The organism is Bradyrhizobium sp. MI1.3 (assembly GCF_055811695.1).
Genome location: NZ_JBVVPQ010000084.1, coordinates 1 through 18,436, shown reverse-complemented (window position 1 = coordinate 18,436; position 18,436 = coordinate 1). Strand labels below are relative to the sequence as shown.

General features: G+C 64.7%; 18 protein-coding genes. 9 read left to right on the top strand and 9 right to left on the bottom strand.

Annotated features, from left to right (window positions below; all coding sequences use genetic code 11):
- Window positions 1-114 precede the first annotated feature (114 nt).
- The 3 genes from AC0L3A_RS35010 to AC0L3A_RS35000 form a co-directional block, all read right to left on the bottom strand.
- The gene (locus AC0L3A_RS35010; protein WP_007593675.1) at window positions 115-1,029 is read right to left on the bottom strand and encodes an SDR family oxidoreductase; all 915 of its coding nucleotides are present in this window, start codon (window positions 1,027-1,029) and stop codon (window positions 115-117) included.
- Window positions 1,030-1,199: 170 nt separating this feature from the next.
- Complete coding sequence (locus AC0L3A_RS35005; RefSeq protein ID WP_473256081.1) at window positions 1,200-2,339, bottom strand: thiolase C-terminal domain-containing protein; 1,140 nt, start codon at window positions 2,337-2,339, stop codon at window positions 1,200-1,202.
- 3 nt (window positions 2,340-2,342) lie between these two features.
- Window positions 2,343-2,756 carry a Zn-ribbon domain-containing OB-fold protein gene (locus AC0L3A_RS35000; RefSeq protein WP_007593674.1) on the bottom strand — a complete coding sequence of 138 codons (414 nt, stop codon included), beginning with the start codon at window positions 2,754-2,756 and terminating at the stop codon, window positions 2,343-2,345.
- Window positions 2,757-2,929: 173 nt separating this feature from the next.
- On the opposite strand from AC0L3A_RS35000, the gene AC0L3A_RS34995 reads away from it, so the two are divergent.
- From AC0L3A_RS34995 to alkB, 4 genes are all read left to right on the top strand, one after another.
- A complete protein-coding gene (locus AC0L3A_RS34995; RefSeq protein ID WP_007593673.1) occupies window positions 2,930-4,279 on the top strand; it encodes an amidase in 1,350 nt (449 codons plus the stop codon).
- Window positions 4,272-4,958, top strand: a complete 687-nt coding sequence (locus tag AC0L3A_RS34990) for a DUF2848 domain-containing protein (RefSeq protein ID WP_007593672.1) — start codon at window positions 4,272-4,274, stop codon at window positions 4,956-4,958. Before AC0L3A_RS34995 ends, AC0L3A_RS34990 begins: the two co-directional genes overlap by 8 nt.
- A gap of 159 nt (window positions 4,959-5,117) precedes the next feature.
- Entirely contained in the window at window positions 5,118-5,864 is a 747-nt protein-coding gene (locus AC0L3A_RS34985) for a 2OG-Fe(II) oxygenase (RefSeq protein WP_007593670.1), read from the top strand.
- A gap of 9 nt (window positions 5,865-5,873) precedes the next feature.
- A complete protein-coding gene (alkB, locus tag AC0L3A_RS34980) occupies window positions 5,874-6,527 on the top strand; it encodes a DNA oxidative demethylase AlkB (RefSeq protein ID WP_198288297.1) in 654 nt (217 codons plus the stop codon).
- A gap of 127 nt (window positions 6,528-6,654) precedes the next feature.
- On the opposite strand, the gene AC0L3A_RS34975 is transcribed toward alkB, so the two are convergent.
- From AC0L3A_RS34975 to hpaH, 6 genes are all read right to left on the bottom strand, one after another.
- Complete coding sequence (locus tag AC0L3A_RS34975) at window positions 6,655-8,283, bottom strand: thiamine pyrophosphate-dependent enzyme (protein WP_007593667.1); 1,629 nt, start codon at window positions 8,281-8,283, stop codon at window positions 6,655-6,657.
- 25 nt (window positions 8,284-8,308) lie between these two features.
- Window positions 8,309-9,178 carry a fumarylacetoacetate hydrolase family protein gene (locus AC0L3A_RS34970; protein ID WP_007593665.1) on the bottom strand — a complete coding sequence of 290 codons (870 nt, stop codon included), beginning with the start codon at window positions 9,176-9,178 and terminating at the stop codon, window positions 8,309-8,311.
- A gap of 3 nt (window positions 9,179-9,181) precedes the next feature.
- Window positions 9,182-10,165 (bottom strand): 3,4-dihydroxyphenylacetate 2,3-dioxygenase, encoded by a 984-nt coding sequence (gene hpaD / locus AC0L3A_RS34965; protein ID WP_007593664.1) that lies wholly within the window; start codon window positions 10,163-10,165, stop codon window positions 9,182-9,184.
- 125 nt (window positions 10,166-10,290) lie between these two features.
- A complete protein-coding gene (hpaE, locus tag AC0L3A_RS34960; RefSeq protein WP_007593663.1) occupies window positions 10,291-11,829 on the bottom strand; it encodes a 5-carboxymethyl-2-hydroxymuconate semialdehyde dehydrogenase in 1,539 nt (512 codons plus the stop codon).
- A complete protein-coding gene (locus AC0L3A_RS34955; protein WP_007593662.1) occupies window positions 11,822-12,220 on the bottom strand; it encodes a 5-carboxymethyl-2-hydroxymuconate Delta-isomerase in 399 nt (132 codons plus the stop codon). The genes hpaE and AC0L3A_RS34955 overlap by 8 nt, the downstream gene beginning before the upstream one ends.
- 31 nt (window positions 12,221-12,251) lie before the next feature.
- Window positions 12,252-13,058 carry a 2-oxo-hept-4-ene-1,7-dioate hydratase gene (gene hpaH / locus AC0L3A_RS34950; protein WP_219684788.1) on the bottom strand — a complete coding sequence of 269 codons (807 nt, stop codon included), beginning with the start codon at window positions 13,056-13,058 and terminating at the stop codon, window positions 12,252-12,254.
- Between the two features lie 110 nt (window positions 13,059-13,168).
- Here hpaH and hpaR point away from each other — a divergent pair, with 110 nt between their 5' ends.
- The 5 genes from hpaR to AC0L3A_RS34925 all read left to right on the top strand — a co-directional run bounded on the left by hpaR (window position 13,169) and on the right by AC0L3A_RS34925 (window position 18,388).
- A complete protein-coding gene (hpaR, locus tag AC0L3A_RS34945) occupies window positions 13,169-13,687 on the top strand; it encodes a homoprotocatechuate degradation operon regulator HpaR (RefSeq protein ID WP_007593660.1) in 519 nt (172 codons plus the stop codon).
- Between the two features lie 240 nt (window positions 13,688-13,927).
- A complete protein-coding gene (locus AC0L3A_RS34940; protein WP_007593655.1) occupies window positions 13,928-14,704 on the top strand; it encodes an HpcH/HpaI aldolase family protein in 777 nt (258 codons plus the stop codon).
- 170 nt (window positions 14,705-14,874) lie between these two features.
- Window positions 14,875-16,398, top strand: coding sequence for a UxaA family hydrolase (locus AC0L3A_RS34935; RefSeq protein WP_007593654.1), 1,524 nt, complete (start codon window positions 14,875-14,877; stop codon window positions 16,396-16,398).
- Window positions 16,399-16,584: 186 nt separating this feature from the next.
- Window positions 16,585-17,106, top strand: a complete 522-nt coding sequence (locus AC0L3A_RS34930; protein WP_354162812.1) for a PAS domain-containing protein — start codon at window positions 16,585-16,587, stop codon at window positions 17,104-17,106.
- Complete coding sequence (locus AC0L3A_RS34925; protein WP_007593653.1) at window positions 17,084-18,388, top strand: methyl-accepting chemotaxis protein; 1,305 nt, start codon at window positions 17,084-17,086, stop codon at window positions 18,386-18,388. The genes AC0L3A_RS34930 and AC0L3A_RS34925 overlap by 23 nt, the downstream gene beginning before the upstream one ends.
- Window positions 18,389-18,436 lie beyond the last annotated feature (48 nt).

Here is an 18,436-nt window from a genome sequence, read left to right as displayed (position 1 = left end):
GTGTTGGGAGGAAATGATCCGCCAGCAATCGGGCGTAAAGCGGAGCGATCTCCGGAGTAAGATAACCGGAGATCGCAGGGCAGAGATGCCGCAAATGCGGTCCGACGGGATTCCTTACACGGGATCCCAAGGGAAGATGTCGGCGGAGCGGTCGAGCTTGTAGAACGATCCCTTCAGCGCCGGCATGCCATGTTCCGCGATCGACTGCGGCGTCCAGCCTTCGCTCCGGTGCACCGAGCGCAGCGGACGGTTCTGGCTGAACAGGAACAGCTCGTTCATGCGTGCCCCAAAGATCTGCCCGGAGACGTCCTTGGCGGCATCGGAGAGCAGATAGGCGCAGACCGGCGCGATCTTCTCCGGGCCCATCTGCTTGATCTTCTCGACGCGCGCCTTCTCGGCTTCGGTCTCGGTCGGGATGGTGCCGATCATGCGGGTCCAGGCGAACGGCGAGACGCAGTTGGAACGGACGTTGAAGCGGCCCATGTCGAGCGCGATCGACTTCGACAGGCCGACGATGCCGAGCTTGGCGGCGGCGTAATTGGCTTGTCCAAAGTTGCCGATCAGGCCGGAGGTCGAGGTGAAGTGCACGAACGATCCGGACTCCTGCTCGCGGAAGATCCGCGCCGCCGCGTGGCTGACGTAGAACGAGCCCATCAAATGCACCTTGATGACGGCCTCGAACGCTTCCACGCTCATCTTGTGGAAGATCATGTCGCGAAGGATGCCGGCATTGTTGACCACGCCGTCGAGCCGGCCGAAATGATCGGTCGCGGTCTTCACGATCTTGCTCGCGGGGATGGCTTCGGCCACCGACTCGAAATTGGCAACCGCGGTGCCGCCGCGCTTCTTGATCTCCTCGACCACTTCCTCGGCGGGCGCGGCGCTGGTGCCGGCGCCGTCAGCGGCGACGCCGGGATCGTTGACGACGACCTTGGCACCCTCGCCAGCGCAGAGTAGCGCGATCTCCCGCCCGATGCCGCGGCCTGCGCCGGTGACGATGATGACCTTGTCTTGCAGTGATTTCGTCATGTGGGTTCTCCTGTTGTCTTACCTCGCCCCGCTTGCGGGGAGAGGTCGGATCGCATCGACGATGCGATCCGGGTGAGGGGGGACTCTCCACGAGTCCGAGTGTGTGGAAGCAGCCCCTCACCCCAACCCTCTCCCCGTAAGAACGGGGAGAGGGAGAGGCGAGCAGCTCATTACCTCTCGTTCGTAAACACGATCGTGCCCGACGCGGCGAACATGCCGCCGACGCCGTGGCACACCGAAATCTTCGCATTCGCGACCTGCGCTGGCGCAATACCGCGCATCTGCCGCACGCTCTCCTGAAGCGCATACATGCCGTACATGCCCGAATGCATGTAGCTCAAGCCGCCGCCATTGGTGTTGAGCGGCAGCTTGCCGCCTGGCCGCGTGTTGCCGTCGGCGATGAACTTGCCGGTCTCCTCGTGCGGCATGAAGCCGAGATCGCCGAGGCCGAACAGCGGTAGATGCGCAAACGCGTCGTAGATCATGAGATGGTCGACGTCCTTGTGCGCGATACCAGCCTCCTTGAAGGCGAGGGGACCGGCGGTCTTGAACGCGCGCGAGGAGTTGAACGTCTCCATCTGGCTGACCATCGGCGTCTCCACGCTCTCGCCGGTGCCCATGATGTAGACGGGCTTGCGCGGAAAATCCCTGGCGCGGTCGGCCGAGGTCAGGATCAACGCGCCGCCGCCGTCGGTGACGAGGCAGCACTGCAGCAGGCGGAACGGATAGGCGATCATGCGCGAGTTGAGGACGTCCGCGACCGTGATCGGATCCTTCATCATCGCGCGCGGATTCTTCGCCGCCCATTCCCGCTGCACCACCGCGACCGAGGCGAGTTGCTCGTGCGTGATGCCGTAGGTCTTCATGAAGCGCAGCACGGGGATCGGGAACATGCTGGGGGGGCCATAGACGCCGAACGGCGCCTCGAACTGGCCTTGCAGGCTGTCGGCGGGGATCGAACGCGGTGCCTTGCCGATCATCGACTTGCCGCTCTCGGCATGGGTGATCAGCACCGTCTTGCAGAGGCCGGCCTCGATCGCCGCGGCGGCATGGCGGACATGCAGCATGAACGAGCAGCCGCCGACTGAGGTGCCGTCCACCCAGGTCGGCTTGATGCCGAGATAGTGACAGACCTGCTGCGGCGTTTCGACCGCGGTGGCGAAACCGTCGATGTCCGACAGCTTCAGGCCGGCATCGGCGATAGCATTGAGCGCCGCATCCGCGTGAAGCTGGAGCTGCGAGGCGTTGGGGATGACACCGAGCTCGGTGGTCTCGGCCGCGCCGACGACGGCAACCTGGTCGCTGCGCATGGCCTATCCCTTCGCCGGACGGAATACGGGGAGGGTGACCTTATCGTCGAGCGCCTCGAAGGCGACCTCGAGTTTCATGTCGAGCTCGAGCGCCTCCGGTGTCTGCGGGCAGTCGATGATGTTGCTCATCATCCGCGGACCCTCGTCGAGCTCGACTACCGCGATCGCGTAAGGCGGCGTGAAGCCGGGCGCGGCGGGACGGTGGTTGATCACGTAGCTGTAGAGAAAGCCCTTGCCGCTCGCCTTGAAGATGCTGACCTTGCGCGAGGCGCAGGACGGGCAGAACGGGCGTGGCGGGAAATAGACATGCGCGCAGGCGTCGCAGCGCTGCAGGCGCAACTCACCCGCCTTGGTGCCGTCCCAGAAATGCTGGGTCTCGGGCGTCGGTTTCGGTCGCGCGCGCTGCGGTTCGGCCATCTCGGCAGGTCCTCCCAAGGCCAAGCTAAGCCCGGCTGTTGCGATCTTGATGCGACAATCGACCATGGCGCGTCAACGGTCCAGCAATGCGCATGCATGCCATCATGCGCACAATGCTTGTGTCGAAGTGAGGCAGCGCTATACATTGCGCGCAAATATTCCGTGAGACAGACATGCCCGATTTTTCGACACTGAAGAAGCTCGCCGAAGACCTCGAAAGCGGCCGCACCACCTCCCGCAAGCTGGTCGAGGCTTGCATCGCCAAAATCGCCGATCCGGCCGGCGAGGGGCAGCGTGCCTTCATCCATGTCGACAAGGATGCCGCGCTTGTGGCGGCGGATGCGATGGACGGTTTGCGCAAGGTGAAGGCGGCGCCCTCGCGCTACGCCGGTATCCCGGTCTCGATCAAGGATCTCTTCGACATCAAGGGCCAGGTGACGCGCGCCGGCTCCCGCGCGCTCGACGATTCCTCGCCGGCCGAACAGGATGCCCCCACGGTGGCGCGGCTGCGCAAGGCCGGCTTCGTCGTGATCGGGCGCACCAACATGACCGAGTTCGCCTATTCCGGCATCGGCATCAATCCGCATTACGGCACGCCAAAGGGCGCCTGGAACCGGGCCGAGGGCCACGTGCCCGGCGGTTCGTCTTCGGGTGCCGCGGTCTCTGTGCTCGACGGCATGGCGCATGGCGCGCTCGGCACCGACACCGGCGGCTCCTGCCGGATTCCGGCGGCCTATAACGGCATCGTCGGCTACAAGCCGACGCAGCGGCGCGTGCCGCTCGATGGGGCTGTGCCGCTGTCGTTCTCGCTCGACAGCATCGGGCCGCTGGCACGATCGGTCAGTTGCTGTGCCATTCTCGACGCCGTGCTCGCCAACGAGCCGATCGCCCCGCTGAAGCCTCGCCCGGTCAAGGGCATGCGGCTGGCGGTGCCGACCACGATCGCGCTCGACGACCTCGATGCGGCAGTGGCCGGGACATTTGAGCGGGCGCTCAAGACCCTTGCCGATCACGGTGCGATCATCGAGCGCATCGAGATGGCCGAATTCCACGACATCGGACCGATGAACGCCAAGGGCGGCTTTGCGGCTTCCGAAAGCTATGCCTGGCATCGCTACCTCCTCACGTCCAAGGGCGACGTCTACGATCCCAGAGTCTCCGTGCGCATCATGCGCGGCGAGGCGCAGAGCGCGGCGGACTACATCGATCTTCTCAACGAGCGCCGCTCGCTGATCGCCCGCGTCAATGCGCGCATCGCTCCCTATGACGCGCTGGTGCTGCCGACCACCGCCAACACGCCGCCGAAAATTGCGGATCTTGCCGACGACAAGGCGTTCACCAGGGAAAACCTGCGGGCGCTCCGCAATTGCACCCTGATCAACATGATCGACGGCTGCGCCATCTCGCTGCCTGCGCATCGCGAGGGCGAGATTCCGGTCGGCCTGATGCTGGCGGGCGCGGGCGGATCGGACCGCCGTATCTTCGAGCTTGCTGCCGGCATGGAGGCCGTAATTCGTGTTTGACCTGACTTTCACCGTCGACGCCCAGGACACCACCACGCCGCTGACGCTGGCGATCGACCAGATGGTCATCGCCGGCTGGACCGGCCGCGATCCGGTCGCGCGCGACAAGCACATTGCCGAGCTGCAGGAGATGGGTATCGCCCCGCCAGCCTCGACGCCGATCTACTATCGCGCCTCGGCGCGGCGCCTGACAATGGAAGACAGCATCGAGTGCACTGGCGGCGATTCCAGCGGCGAGGTCGAGTTCGTGCTGATCGGCTGGCAGGGTCGCATTTTCGTCGGCTGCGGCTCCGACCACACCGACCGCAAGGTCGAGGCCTACAACGTCACGGTGTCCAAGCAGATGTGCGACAAGCCGATCTCCTCAACGCTGTGGGAGCTCGAGGACGTCATCGGCCATTGGGACAGGATGATCCTGCGCTCCTGGGCCACCATCAAGGGCGAGCGCGTGCTCTACCAGGAGGGCACGCTGGACGCGATGCTGCCGGTCGTCGACCTGATCGCGCGCGGTTTCGAGGGTGGAAAATTCCCCGACGGGTGCGCCATGTTCGGCGGTACGTTTGCGGCGAAAGGCGGTATCCGCCCCGCCGACCGTTTCGATTTCGAGCTGGAAGATCCCGTGCTGAGGCGGACGATCAAGCACGGCTACGACGTGGTGACGCTGCCGGTGAGGGGCTAAGGTCTCTCCGCACTGTCATTGCGAGGAGCTCTTGCGACGAAGCAATCCAGACTGGTTCCGCGGAGGGATTCTGGATTGCTTCGCTGCGCTCGCAATGACGGGGGCGAGAGTCGGAAATCGGGTGGTAGAGGACGGGGCGGTCCTGCGAAGATCAGAGCCATGACAGCTACAGCACGCAAATCGCGTCAATCTGCGGCAGCCGACCCCGCCGCCCATGTCGATACCCTCGACTGGCCCCAGATCACCGCCGAACTCGACACGCACGGCTGCGCTGTCCTGAAGGGCCTGCTCACGCCGGACCAATGCCGCGCCGTCGCCGCGCTCTATCCCGACGACGCCAACTTCCGCAGCCGCATCGTCATGGGCCGCCACGGCTTTGGCCGCGGCGAGTACAAATATTTCTCCTACCCGCTGCCCGACCTGATCGCGCAATTGCGCCCGGCGCTCTACGCGCATCTCCAGGGCGTCGCCAATCGCTGGAACGAGGCGATGGGAATCGACATCCGCTACCCCGCCGAACACGCAGCGTTCCTGAAGCGCTGCCACCAGGCAGGGCAGGCGCGGCCGACGCCGCTGCTGCTGCAATATGAAGCCGGCGATTTCAACTGCCTGCATCAGGATCTCTATGGCGAGCACGTGTTCCCGCTGCAGGTCGCGATCCTCTTGTCCGAGCCCGGCCGCGATTTTGCCGGCGGCGAGTTCGTGCTGACCGAGCAGCGCCCGCGCATGCAGTCCCGTGCCGAGGTGGTTCCGCTCGCGCAGGGCGACGCGGTCGCCTTCGCTGTGCATCACCGTCCGGTGCAGGGGACACGCGGCACCTACCGCGTTAATCTCCGCCATGGCGTCAGCCGGATTCGCTCTGGCCAGCGCCACACGCTGGGTGTGATCTTTCACGATGCCAAATAAGCGCTGCCGCTGATGGCGGATTTGTTCGATAGCGTCGCCGAAGCCCAGCCGTCGCGCGAGGAGATCGCCGACGGCGCCGTGCTGTTGCGCGGCTTCGTCAAGCCGATCGAAAGCGAGTTGATCGAAGCCGTGCGCGCCATCGTGGCGCAGTCGCCGTTCCGCCGCATGACCACGCCCGGCGGTCATTTGATGTCGGTCGCCATGACCAATTGCGGCGAGCGCGGCTGGATCACCGATCATACCGGTTACCGCTATGATCCGATCGACCCGAAAACCGGTGCGCCATGGCCCGCCATGCCGTCCGTGCTGCGTGATCTCGCCGGCCGTGCGGCCGAGCAGGGCAGTTTCAAAGACTTCGCGCCCGATGCCTGCCTCGTCAACCGCTACGAGCCCGGCACGCGGCTGTCATTGCATCAGGACAAGGACGAGCTGGATTATTCGGCGCCGATCGTCTCGGTCTCGCTCGGCCTGCCCGCGACGTTCCTGTTCGGCGGCATGGCACGCAACGACAAGCCGCGTCGCTTCCGGCTCGTCCATGGCGATGTCGTAGTCTGGGGCGGACCGTCACGGCTTGCCTATCACGGCGTAGCGCCGCTCGCCGATGGCGAGCATGCGCTGCTCGGGCGGACGCGGGTCAATTTGACCTTTCGCAGGACGCGCTAGTCGATCTCCTCATCCTGAGGAGCGCGCCTGTTGGCGCGCGTCTCGAAGGATGAAGGCCGAGCTGCAGCAGCGGGGCCTTCATGGTTCGAGACGGCGCTCACGCGCCTCCTCACCATGAGGATCGTCATCACGGCTTCGGCGGGTGAATGAACGCCCACGGGCTGACTTCCGAATCCCGCGTCACTTCCACCGAGATCAGATACGGCCCGCCATGGGCCAGCGCCGTCTCCATCGCCGCCTTGAACTGGTCCGGCGCGGTGACGCGTGCAGCCGCGACGCCAAAGGACTCCGCGAGCTTGACGAAATCCGGGTTGACCAGATCGGACGCCACCACGCGGCCGTCAAAACGTTCGCGCTGGTCGCGGCGGACATTGCCGTAGGCGTTGTTGTTGAACACCAGCGTCACCACGCCGATGTTGAACTGCACGGCGGTGGCAAGCTCCTGCACGCCGAACATGAAGCCGCCGTCGCCGGTGATCGCCACCACCGGCTTGTCGGGATTGGCGACCTTGGCCCCGAGCGCGGTGGGGAAGCCCGAGCCGAGCGTGCCCTGATAGCCTGATGTGATGAAGGTGCGCGGCTCGTAGATCGGGAAGCCGTACCAGGAGGCGAAACCGAACTGGGACAATTCATCGGTCACGATCGCGTTCGCCGGCAGCACCTCGCGCAGGATGTTGAGATAGGCCATCTGCGGCTGGATGCGCTGGATCTCGGCTTGGGCCGTCGCAGTCGCCTCGCGGATGTCTCCCCGCCGGCCGCTCGTCCTCGCATAGCCGGCCTTCTTCACGGCTGTGACGAGATCGGCCGTGCCGGCTTTGGCGTCGGCGACGATAGCGACATCGGAGGCAAGCCGGCGCATCTCGGCCGGATCGATGTCGACACGAATGGATTTCAGCCCCTTCGGCTGATACGGCCAGCGGAAGCCCGACGCCGGCAGCTCGGCGCGCGTGCCGATCGCGATCATCAAATCGGTCGTCGGCCACAGCTTGTAGGCCGCCGCCATCGTCAGTCCAAGCTCATGCGCATTGGAGACGATGCCGCGGCCGCTGCGGAAGGCGACGACGGGGGCGTCGATCATCTCGGCGAGTTCGAGAATCTCCTCGCGCGCTTCGATCGCGCCGCTGCCGACGAAGATCATCGGCGCCTTGCTGTTCCTGATCAGCGCGGCCGCCTGCTTGATCATATCAGGATCGGGCCGCGGCGCGGGCAAGGGATCCAGCACCTGTGCGGCGGCCGTGTCCGCGCGCTGGGTGAAGACGTCCCAGGGCATCTCGACCGAGGCGGGGCCGCGCCGTCCGGACGTCATCTCCTGGAAGGCGCGCGCAACCGTGGTTGGCGCGTTGCCGGGATATTCGATGCGGTCCGCCCATTTCACATAGGTGCGCAAGGTCGCGAGCTGGTCCGGCATCTCGTGCAGATGGCCGCGGCCCTTGCCGAGAAATTGCGTCGGCACCTGGCCGGTGACGCATAGCACCGGCTCGTTGCAGCCGAAGGCGGTGAGCAGTGCCGCGCTGGCGTTGAGCACGCCGGGGCCGGGCACCACGCTGAACACGCCGGGCCTGCCGCTGGAGCGCGCATAGCCGAACGCCATGTAGCCGCAGGCCTGCTCGTGCCGCGCGCCGATCACCTTGAGCTGGGCCTGGTGGAAGGCGTCGAACAGGCCGTAGACCTGCGCGCCGGGCAGGCCGAACACGGTGTCGACGCCATGGGCGACAAGGCCGCTTACGATTGCTTCGCCGCCGGTGAGGGTGGTCATGGCACTATTCCATTTCAATCATTGTTCAGGCTTCGTCGACGACGCCGTTGCGTAATTTTCCAATGCCCTCGGCTTCGACCTCGACGACATCGCCGGGCTTCAGATAACGCGGCGGATCGAACCGTGCCCCGGCGCCGGTCGGCGTGCCCGTGATGATGATATCGCCGGGAACGAGCGTTGCGAAGGTCGAGATATAGCTGATGAGATAGCGGAACGGAAACATCAGCCGGCTGGTACGGTCGTCCTGCCGCAGCTCGCCATTGACATGCGTGGTGAGGCGAATGTCGGCGATCTGCGATTCCTGTGCGTAGGGCACCAGCCACGGGCCGAGGCTGCCGCTGGAATCGAAGTTCTTGCCCTGCGTGACATTGAACTTGGCATGGCGCAGCCAGTCGCGCACCGAGCCTTCGTTGCAGAGCGTCAGCGCGGCGATGTAGTCGAGCGCAGAATTTTCCGGAATGTGCCGGCCCGCCTTGCCGATCACCAGCACGATCTCGCCCTCATAGTCGAGCTGCGCGGAGGCGCGCGGGCGCACCAGCGGCGTGTCATGGCCGACGAAGGAGCGCGGCGAGCGCATGAACATGCTCGGATATTTCGGCGCGTCCTGGCCGTCCTTGTACTCGGCATTGCGATCGGGATAGTTGACGCCGATGCAGATGATCTTTTCCGGCGCGGGCACCGGCGGCAGCCAGATGATGTCACCGAGCGCGTGATCGGGGGTGCGGCTGGCGGCCTCCTCGGCGAGGCTCGCGAGCTTTCCTGCGGCGATCACCTCGCGCAGCGTGGGATAGTCTTTGCCGTGGCGCGCCGAGAGATCGACGATGCCGCCGTCGACGACGGCGCCGTAGCGGATTGCACCCTTGACGGAATAGGTGGAGAGGTGAGGGAGGGTCATTGCTTAATCCGCCACCAGCACGTCGGCCACGAACTTCGGCTCACGCACGGCTTGCCCGGAGAACGGCGAGCCCTGCTCGAACCAGGAGCGCGGGGCGGGCGCGCCCCACAATGTCTGGCGGCGCGGATCGCGCAGCGACCAGCGCAGCGGCTCGTGGTCGTGATCGCCGGTGAAGTAATCGCTGGTGTAGAGCTCCAGACGGTGCCCATCGGGATCACGGACGTAGAGGAAGAACGCATTCGAGATGCCATGGCGGCCGGGACCACGCTCGATGTTCTTCACGAAGCCCTGCGAGGCCATGACGTCGCAGAGATGGATGATGTTCATCGCCGTCGGCGTCCAGTACGCGAAGTGGTGCAGCCGCGGGCCCTTGCCGTTGGTGATCGCAAAATCGTGGACATTGCCCTTGCGATGCATCCAGGCCGCGGCGATGCGCCCGTTCGGTCCGTCCTCCTCGGCGTATTCGGTGAGGCGAAAGCCGAGCCGGGCATAGAATTCAACGGTGTCCTGCACTTCGGCGGCGAAAACGTTGAAATGGTCGAGCCGCTGCGGATGGCAGCCCCTGTAGAGGTCGTAGCGGCGCAGCAGATGCGGCCGCCGCTCCATCGATGCATACAGCTCGATCTGGAAGCCGAAGGGATCGGTGAACTGCAGCGTCCGGCCCTGGAAGGGCTGATCGGCGAAGGCGTAGCCCAGGCCGTTCTCGGACAGGAACTTTGCGGCCTTGTCCAGATCCCCGTCATTGCCGACCTTGAAACCGAGCCGGTTGCAGGCAGGCGCCGCCGCCTTGCGCAACACCAGTGAGTGATGCTGATGTTCCTCAGCGGCGCGCAAATAGACGACCTTGTCGTCGGCGTCCTCGACATGCAGGCCGACAACGCTTTCATAGAACTCGCGGCTGAGCTTCAGATCGGTCACGTCCAGCACGGCGTGGCTGGAGCGGATGATGTTGAACGGCGGCTCGAAGATATGTTGCGGTACGGGCATTGCGTTTCCCCTCTCGGCCCTTGTCATTCCGGGGCGCGGAGCGCGAGCCCGGAATCCATTCTTCCACTAACTCTGCTGCGCGATGGATTCCGGGTTCGGCTCTTCGAGCCGCCCCGGAATGGCAGTTAAATTCCCAGCTTCTGAATCTTGTGCGTGCCCCGCGCCAGCGAGACGTGCTTGGTTTCCATGTAGAAGTCGAACGAATAGTCGCCGCCGTCGCGGCCGATGCCTGAAGCCTTCATGCCGCCGAACGGCGTCGGCAAATGGCGGACGTTTTCCGAGTTCAGCCAGATCATGCCGGCCTCCAGCGCATCCGCGACACGCAACGCGCGGCCGACATCGTTGGTCCAGACATAGCCGGTCAGGCCGTAGCGAATGTCGTTGGCGATCTCGATCGCGTCTGCTTCGTCCTTGAAGGGCAGCACGGTGAGGAAGGGGCCGAACACCTCTTCCTGCGCCACGCGCATCTTGCCGTGTGCGCCGGTCACCAAAGTCGGCTCGACATAATGTCCGCCGCCCGGGCCGTCATAGGCCTTGCCGCCCACGGCAATCGTCGCGCCGTCCTGGCGTGCGACGTCGAAATAGGAGCAGACCTTCGCCAGATGCCGCTCATGAATCAGCGGGCCGATCTCGGTGGCGGGATCGAGGGGATGGCCGACCTTCAGGGCTCTTACCCGCGCGGTCAGCTTCTCGATGAACTTTTCGGCGATGCCGGCCTGGATCAGCAGGCGGCTCGACGACGTGCAGCGCTCGCCGTTGAGCGAGTAGATCATGAACACGACGGCATCGAGCGCGCGGTCGAGGTCGGCGTCGTCGAACACGATCACGGGGTTCTTGCCGCCGAGCTCGAAATGCACGCGCTTCAAGGTCGGCGCGCCCTGAATCATGATCGCGGATCCCGTCGAGCTTTCGCCGACGAAGCCGATCGCCTTGATGGCAGGATGCTCGGTCAGCGCCTTGCCGGCCTCTTCGCCAAAACCGTGGACGGTGTTGAGCACGCCGTCGGGCACGCCGGCTTCCTTGACGAGCTTCGCGAGAATAGCCGCCGTGATCGGCGACCACTCCGCCGGCTTGTGCACGACGGTGCATCCCGCCGCGAGGGCAGGCGCGATCTTCCAGGTCGAGAGCATGAACGGCGTATTCCACGGCGTGATGACGCCGACCGGCCCAATCGGCACGCGGGTCGAGACGTTCCAATGCTCGTCGCTCGGCGTGTTCTTGCCGTCGCGCGCCTCGCCGCATCGATCGGCAAAGAAGCGGAAGTTCTCGGCGGCGCGGATCGCAGCCTTGGCCATGAAGCGATAGGCCTGGCCGGTGTCGATGCATTCGAGCACCGCGATGTCCTCGGCATTGTCCTCGATGGCGTCGGCGACGCGATGCAGCAGCTTCTTCCGCATCGCTGGGCCCATGTCGCGCCAGGATTTGAAGGCGAGGGCGGCAGCGGTGGCGGCGCGATCGACGTCCTCGGCATTGCCGCGGGCGACGCTCGCGAGCGTGGCGCCGTCGACCGGCGATTTCGTCTCGAAGGTCTCGCCCGAGATCGACGGCACGATCTTGCCGTCGATCATGTGGCCGATACCGTCGGCACGCAGAGACTTCAGCAGCGGCGCGACCCGGTCGCGGTTGGCCTGGAATACATCGGCTTTCGGCGTGGTCTTATCCATGGGCGGCCTCCGCTTTCAGGGCGTCGTGGATGTTGTTGCGCTTCCAGCTCGTGTCCTTGTCGTTGATCTGCATGTCGAACGAGAGCGCGAATTTCGAGCTTGCGAAGACGGAATCGAGATGGCGGGAGAGCGCCTGGAAGATTTGTTCGCCGGCCTCCTTGCGGGTCTTGAGGTCACGGCCTTCGCCGATGCGCAGCACCATGTCGAGAAAGCCGTAGTCCTGCCGCGCGTCCGCAATCGCATAATGCTCGCATCTGACGGCGCGGACGCGGATGCCCCCGAGCGGGAAGATGCCGGTCTCGACCGCCGCCTTGCGCACCACCTCGCACGCCGCGCCGATGTCGAGGCGGTCGTCGAGATTGGCCGAATATTCGATCGTGAAATGCGGCATCGCGGTTTCACTCCCTGTCTTTACTTGTTCGTCAGGCGAAGTAGCAGCTCACCGAGCCGTAGGCGCCATAATCGGCCTGAATTGTGTCGCCCTTGCGGGTCTCGATCGGACGGATGAAGGAGCCCGCGAGCACGATTTGTCCGGGCTCGAGCGCAAGGCCGAGCGGTGCGATCTTGTTGGCGAGCCAGGCAACGGCCGTTGCGGGATGATTGAGCACGCCGGCGGCAAGGCCAGTCTCTTCGAGCTGACCATTCTTGAAACAGAGCGCGCCGATCCAGCGCAGATCAGCATCCAGCGGGCGGATCGGCCGTCCGCCGAGCACGATGCCGGCGTTCGCCGCGTTGTCGGCGATGGTGTCGAAGATCTTTCGCGTCGCCTTGGTCTGAGGATCGACGCGCTCGATCCGCGTGTCCAGAATCTCCAGCGCCGGCACCACGAAGTCGGTGGCGTTGAGCACGTCGAATAGCGTGCAGTCGGGGCCCGCGAGGCGCTTGCTCATGACGAAGGCGAGCTCGGCTTCCACGCGCGTCGCGATGAAGCGCTCCGTCGGGACGAGGCCACCATCGGCAAAGAACATGTCGTCGAGCAACACGCCGGAATCCGGCTCGTTGATCCCAAGCGCGCTCTGCATCGCCTTCGAGGTCAGGCCGATCTTGTGTCCCCTGACGATGCGCCTCTCGGCGATCTTGATATCGACCCAAGCCTTCTGAATCGCGTAGGCGTCAGCGATGCTGATGTCGGGGAAGTCCTGCGAGAGCTGCCGGATCTGCGTACGGGTCTTCTCCGCCTGGTGCAGACGGTTCGCGCAAGCTCGGATATCGTCGTTTGAAAGCGCCATGTGTAATCTTACAGATCGTGGTGCCGGAAGATACTTAACATGTTAAGTGAATGCGTCAAACACAATTTGGCTTGCTGCACTGCAAACGTTTCGCGGCTTGAAAGGGCGTCATGACGAAGAGACCGGCTGATCCCGCGAACGGAAGCGAGCCCGCCGTGCGGCAGGTGCCGATGCGCGACTTCTCGCGCTCGCTGCCGATGTCGTTGCTGCGGGCACGCGAAGCGGTGATGCGGCAATTCCGTCCCTCGTTGCGTGAGCATGGCCTGACCGAGCAGCAATGGCGCATTCTGCGCGCGCTCGCGGCAATCGACACGGTCGAGGTCACGGAACTCGCGCGCACGGCGTTCCTGCTCGGACCGAGCCTGTCGCGCATCCTGCGCGATCTGGAGGCGCGCAGCCTGATCGAGCGCAAGACCGCGAAGGCGGACCAGCGCCGCAGCATGGTTTCGATCTCGGAAAAAGGCGTGAAGCTGATGGCCTCGGTGGCGCCGTCCTCCGAAGCGATCTATGCGGAGATCACGCGACGCTTCGGCGCACGCAAGCTCGTCGAGTTGCAGGAGATGCTCGGCGAACTCGAACAGAGTCTCGCAGGGCTCGGCGCAAGCGAGGAGGCAAGTGCCGAGGAGTGAAAGCAGATATGCGCGAGCGCGCGGCAACAATCATGGACATCGCCGCATTTTTTCGCTCAAGTGCCGCTCAAGCCGATCGCTGCAAAATCGGCGCGCCGGAACGGATTGCGCCGCCTTTGCCAGTGACACCTTGCGCCATCGCGAGCGTAGCGCGGCGGTCGGGATCGCGCTAATAACGGCATCGTGCTGTCGCGGCGCTCGTCATGGTGACGAAGGTCCAAAACAAAGAAGGAAGGCAACGTGGCGAACAAGGTCAAGGAAATCTGGAAGTCGGGCAAGGCCGTGGTCAACGCGTGGCTCGCGATTCCCTCCGGCTTCTCGGCCGAGATGATCGCGCAATGCGGCTTCGACAGCGTCACCGTCGACATGCAGCACGGCGTGCAGGATTATCTGTCGATGGTGCAGTGCTTCCAGGCGATGGACAAGCACCCGATCACGCCGATGGTCCGCGTGCCCTGGAACGAGCCCGGCATCATCGGCAAGGTGCTCGATGGCGGCGCCTATGGCGTGATCTGCCCGATGGTCAACACGCCGCAGGAAGCCAGGAACCTCGTGTCCTATTCCAAGTACCCGCCGAAGGGCGTGCGCTCCAACGGACCGATTCGCGCCGGCATGTACGGCACCGCGGGCTCCTACCAGAAGACGGCCAACGACGACATCGTGCTGCTGCCGATGATGGAGACCAGGACCGCGGTCGAGAACATGGAAGCGATCTTCGACGTCGAAGGCATCGACGGCGTCTATATCGGCCCGTCCGACCTCGGCTTCTCCTACGGCCTCGAGCCGAAACTCGATCGCACCGAGCCCGAAATCCTCGCGATCTACGAGAAGATCGTCAAGGAGTGCGGCAAGCGCGGCCTCAACCCCGGCATCCATTGCAGCGGCGCCGAAGGTGCCGCGCGCGCCATCAACATGGGCTTCAAGCTGGTGACGCTGTCGAACGAGGTCGGTCTGATGACGACCTACGCCAAGATGCAGGTCAACGCCACCCGGAAGGATTCCGGCGGCAAGGCCTGATCTCTCTCTGTGTCCCGGACGCGGTGCGGCGCGTAGCGCCGCTCCGCAGAGCCGGGACCCAGAAGCCAGTGAAGCACATTACGTAAACAACTGGGGCCCCGGCTCAGCAGCGCACCGTTTCAGGCTGCGCTGCGTCCGGGGCATGATAGTTTCGATACAGGAGACATCCCATGACCATCAGCCCCGTCATTCGCCTGCATCCCGATGATGGCGTGCTGATCGCGCGCGCAAGCCTGCCGCCGGGAACATCGGTGGCCGACGGCGTGACCACGGTCGAGCGCATTCCTTCCGGCCACAAGGTCGCGATCAAGCCGATCGCAGTCGGCGAGCCGGTGATACGGTATGGCCAGATCATCGGGTTTGCGACGGTGCCGATCGCGCCGGGCCAGCACGTGCACGTGCAGAATTGCGGCATGGGCGATTTTGCCAAGGACTATGCCTATTGCGCCGACGTCAAGCCGACGCCGAATTTCGATCTGCCGGCGAGCTTCGAAGGCATCCGCCGTCCGGACGGCCGCGTCGCCACGCGCAACTATATCGGCATCCTCACATCGGTGAATTGCAGCGCGCATGTCGCAAGCCTCGTCGCCGACGTGTTCAAGAAAAATCCGTTCACCGGCGACAATCCGCTGGCCGACTTCCCGAATGTCGACGGCGTGGTCGCGCTGACCCACAAGACCGGCTGCGGCATGACGCAGAACGAGCCGCTAGCGCTGCTCCGCCGTACGCTCGGCGGCTATGCGCGGCACGTGAACTTCTCCCACGTCATCGTGCTCGGCCTCGGCTGCGAGGTGAACCAGATCGGCGGCCTGATGGAAGAGCAGAAGCTCGCCGGCCGTCTGCGCGCGATGGACATCCAGGAGGTCGGCGGCACCCGCAAGACGGTGGAGGCGGGCATCGCGTTCGTGCGCGAGGCGCTCGCGGAGTCCAACAAGGTCAAGCGCGAATCCGTACCGGTGCGCGAATTGACCGTGGCGCTGCAATGCGGCGGATCGGATGGCTATTCCGGTGTCTCCGCCAATCCGGCGCTGGGCGCGGCCAGCGATCTCATCGTGCGTCACGGCGGCACCGTGATCCTGTCGGAGACGCCGGAGACCTATGGTGCCGAGCATCTGCTGACGCGCCGCGCCGTCAGCCGCGAGGTCGGCGAGAAGCTGGTCGATCTCATGCGCTGGTGGGACGAATACACGACGCGCGAAGGCGCCGAGATGAACGCCAATCCAAGCCCGGGCAACAAGGCCGGCGGTCTCACCACCATTTTGGAGAAGTCGCTCGGCGCGATGGCGAAGGCCGGCACCACCAATCTCGTCGAAGTGCTGCGCTACGCCGAACCCATCACCAAGAAGGGTTTCGTGTTCATGGACACGCCCGGCTACGATCCCGTTGCCGCGACCGGACAGGTCGCCGGCGGCGCCAACCTCGTCTGCTTCACCACGGGCCGCGGCAGCGTGTTCGGCTGCAAGCCGGCGCCCTCGATCAAGCTCGCCACCAACACGCCCATGTATAAGCGCATGGAAGAGGACATGGACGTCAATTGCGGCACCATCCTCGAAGGCGAGGAGAGCGTCCAGCAGTGCGGCCAGCGCATTTTCGATCTCATCCTCAAGACCGCGTCCGGACAGCCGACCAAGAGCGAGAGTTTTGATTTCGGCGGCGCCGAGTTCGCGCCATGGGTGCTGGGCGCGACGATGTAACCTCGTTGTTGCGCGCCGGCGGTAGCCCGACACTACAAGCGATGCTCCTAAGTAATGATACGGAGCCGTCAAGTGATCACGGGGGTTCCCGCGGTCACACCTGATTAACATCTTCTGCCGTAATCCCTGGGAGGATGCGAGCTCCACTCATTTGGAGCGTTCGCCCTTCGTGAGGATTCGTCAACGATGACGCGTGCGATACGGCCGACCGGCGTGGAAAATCTCCTCGGAGAGGAGGAGCTGATCGTGTCGAAGACCGACCTCAAGGGCCGCATCACCTACGCCAACGATGTCTTCATCCGTATGGCGCAGTACTCCTGGAAGGAGCTGATGGGCGCCCCCCACAGCCTGATCCGCCACCCCGAGATGCCACGCTCCGTCTTCAAGCTGCTGTGGGACACGCTCCAGTCCAGGCAGGAGATCTTCGCCTACGTCGTCAACCTCGCGAAGGACGGCAGCCATTACTGGGTGTTCGCCCACGTCACGCCGACATTCGATGAGCGTGGCGATATCGTCGGCTATCACTCCAACCGTCGCAGACCCGATCCCGCGCAGATCGAGCGTATCAAGCCGATCTACAAGGCGCTGTGCGCGGAAGAGGCGCGGCATGCCAATGCCAAGGACGGCATGCATGCGAGCTTCGAGGCGATGGTCGGGCTGCTCAAGCAACAGGGTGTCGGTTACGATGAATTTGTGCTCTCTCTCTAAGGCGCAGGGAGCGACCGCGCTCGCATCCGTTCTTGCCGTCGTCGCGTTCGTGCTCTCGCTCGCCGGTACGACCGGAGTTTCCGGCGCGGCGTTGCTTGGCGTCACGGTCGTGCTGCTCGTCTATGCCGTCTGGTGCCAGCACCGCACGGCGGTGGCCGTCGACGAGGTGGCAGGCGTGTGCCGCAAGGCCGCAGGTGGCGACCTCGAGGCGCGCATCCTCAGCATCCGCCAGGCCGGACGGATCGGCGCCATTCAGAAGTCGGTCAACGACATGCTCGACATTACCGATGCCTATTTGCGGGAAGCTTCTGCGTCGATGGACTATGCAAGCCGCGGTAAATATTTCCGCAAGATCCTCGCGCACGGATTACCCGGCTCGTTCCGCCGTTCAGCCACCGTCATCAATTCCGGCACCGACAGCCTCGGCCGTCGCGTGGTCGAGATCGCGGACCTCGCAAAGCAGTTCGGCACCCATCTCGACCAGGTCGCCGGCACTCTGATGGGCGCGGCAACCGATCTCGAATCCGACGCCGGCCAGATGGCGGCGGCGGCCGAGAAGACCAGCCGACAGACGTCCGGCGTGCTCAGTGCGTCCGACCAGGCCTCGCGCAACGTCGCCACCGTCGCCAGCGCCGCAGAGCAGCTCGCATCATCGATCGCCGAGATCAGCCGGCAGGTGGCCGGTTCGACCACGAGCACGGGGCGGGCGGTGAACGAAGCCAATCGTGCCGGCAGCGAGATTCGCATGCTTGCGGATGCAGCGATGCGGATTGGCGACGTGGTCAAGCTGATCAGCGAGATCGCCGAGCAGACCAATCTCTTGGCGCTCAACGCCACCATCGAGGCCGCGCGGGCAGGCGAGGCCGGCCGCGGCTTCGCCGTGGTCGCATCCGAGGTCAAGAGCCTCGCCAACCAGACCGCGAAGGCGACCGAGGAGATCAGCGCCAAGGTCGGCGAGATGCAGCAATCGACCACCAATTCGGTCGCCGCCGTCGAGGCGATCGCGCAGACCATCACCGAGATCAACGGCATCACCGCCTCGATCGCGACCTCGATCGAGCAGCAGGGTCTCGCCACCCGTGAGATCGCCCGCAACGTCCAGGAAGCCTCGGCCGGTACCTCGCAAATGTCCTCCAACGTCACCGGCATCAGCGAAGCCGCCGCCGACACGGGCCGTGTGGCGAGCCGCGTCAACAGCGCCTCCGAACGCGTCCATGGCGAGGTCGAGACGCTCCGGCGCGAGGTGACGCAATTCCTGCAACGGCTGACGTCAGCGGCGTAGGGCCTTCGATGCAGATGCACTCTGCTAACCCTCTCCCCTTGTGGGAGA

What these genes read in the sequence shown, in the direction of transcription:
- AC0L3A_RS34930 (WP_354162812.1), top strand. Translation starts at nt 16,585, where the DNA reads ATGACGCGTGCGATACGGCCGACCGGCGTGGAAAATCTCCTCGGAGAG.
- AC0L3A_RS34985 (WP_007593670.1), top strand. Translation starts at nt 5,118, where the DNA reads ATGACAGCTACAGCACGCAAATCGCGTCAATCTGCGGCAGCCGACCCC.
- AC0L3A_RS35010 (WP_007593675.1), bottom strand. Translation starts at nt 1,029, where the DNA reads ATGACGAAATCACTGCAAGACAAGGTCATCATCGTCACCGGCGCAGGC.
- hpaH (WP_219684788.1), bottom strand. Translation starts at nt 13,058, where the DNA reads ATGGCGCTTTCAAACGACGATATCCGAGCTTGCGCGAACCGTCTGCAC.
- AC0L3A_RS34975 (WP_007593667.1), bottom strand. Translation starts at nt 8,283, where the DNA reads ATGACCACCCTCACCGGCGGCGAAGCAATCGTAAGCGGCCTTGTCGCC.
- AC0L3A_RS34995 (WP_007593673.1), top strand. Translation starts at nt 2,930, where the DNA reads ATGCCCGATTTTTCGACACTGAAGAAGCTCGCCGAAGACCTCGAAAGC.
- hpaR (WP_007593660.1), top strand. Translation starts at nt 13,169, where the DNA reads ATGACGAAGAGACCGGCTGATCCCGCGAACGGAAGCGAGCCCGCCGTG.
- AC0L3A_RS35005 (WP_473256081.1), bottom strand. Translation starts at nt 2,339, where the DNA reads ATGCGCAGCGACCAGGTTGCCGTCGTCGGCGCGGCCGAGACCACCGAG.
- AC0L3A_RS34925 (WP_007593653.1), top strand. Translation starts at nt 17,084, where the DNA reads ATGAATTTGTGCTCTCTCTCTAAGGCGCAGGGAGCGACCGCGCTCGCA.
- AC0L3A_RS35000 (WP_007593674.1), bottom strand. Translation starts at nt 2,756, where the DNA reads ATGGCCGAACCGCAGCGCGCGCGACCGAAACCGACGCCCGAGACCCAG.
- AC0L3A_RS34935 (WP_007593654.1), top strand. Translation starts at nt 14,875, where the DNA reads ATGACCATCAGCCCCGTCATTCGCCTGCATCCCGATGATGGCGTGCTG.
- hpaD (WP_007593664.1), bottom strand. Translation starts at nt 10,165, where the DNA reads ATGCCCGTACCGCAACATATCTTCGAGCCGCCGTTCAACATCATCCGC.
- hpaE (WP_007593663.1), bottom strand. Translation starts at nt 11,829, where the DNA reads ATGGATAAGACCACGCCGAAAGCCGATGTATTCCAGGCCAACCGCGAC.
- AC0L3A_RS34955 (WP_007593662.1), bottom strand. Translation starts at nt 12,220, where the DNA reads ATGCCGCATTTCACGATCGAATATTCGGCCAATCTCGACGACCGCCTC.
- AC0L3A_RS34970 (WP_007593665.1), bottom strand. Translation starts at nt 9,178, where the DNA reads ATGACCCTCCCTCACCTCTCCACCTATTCCGTCAAGGGTGCAATCCGC.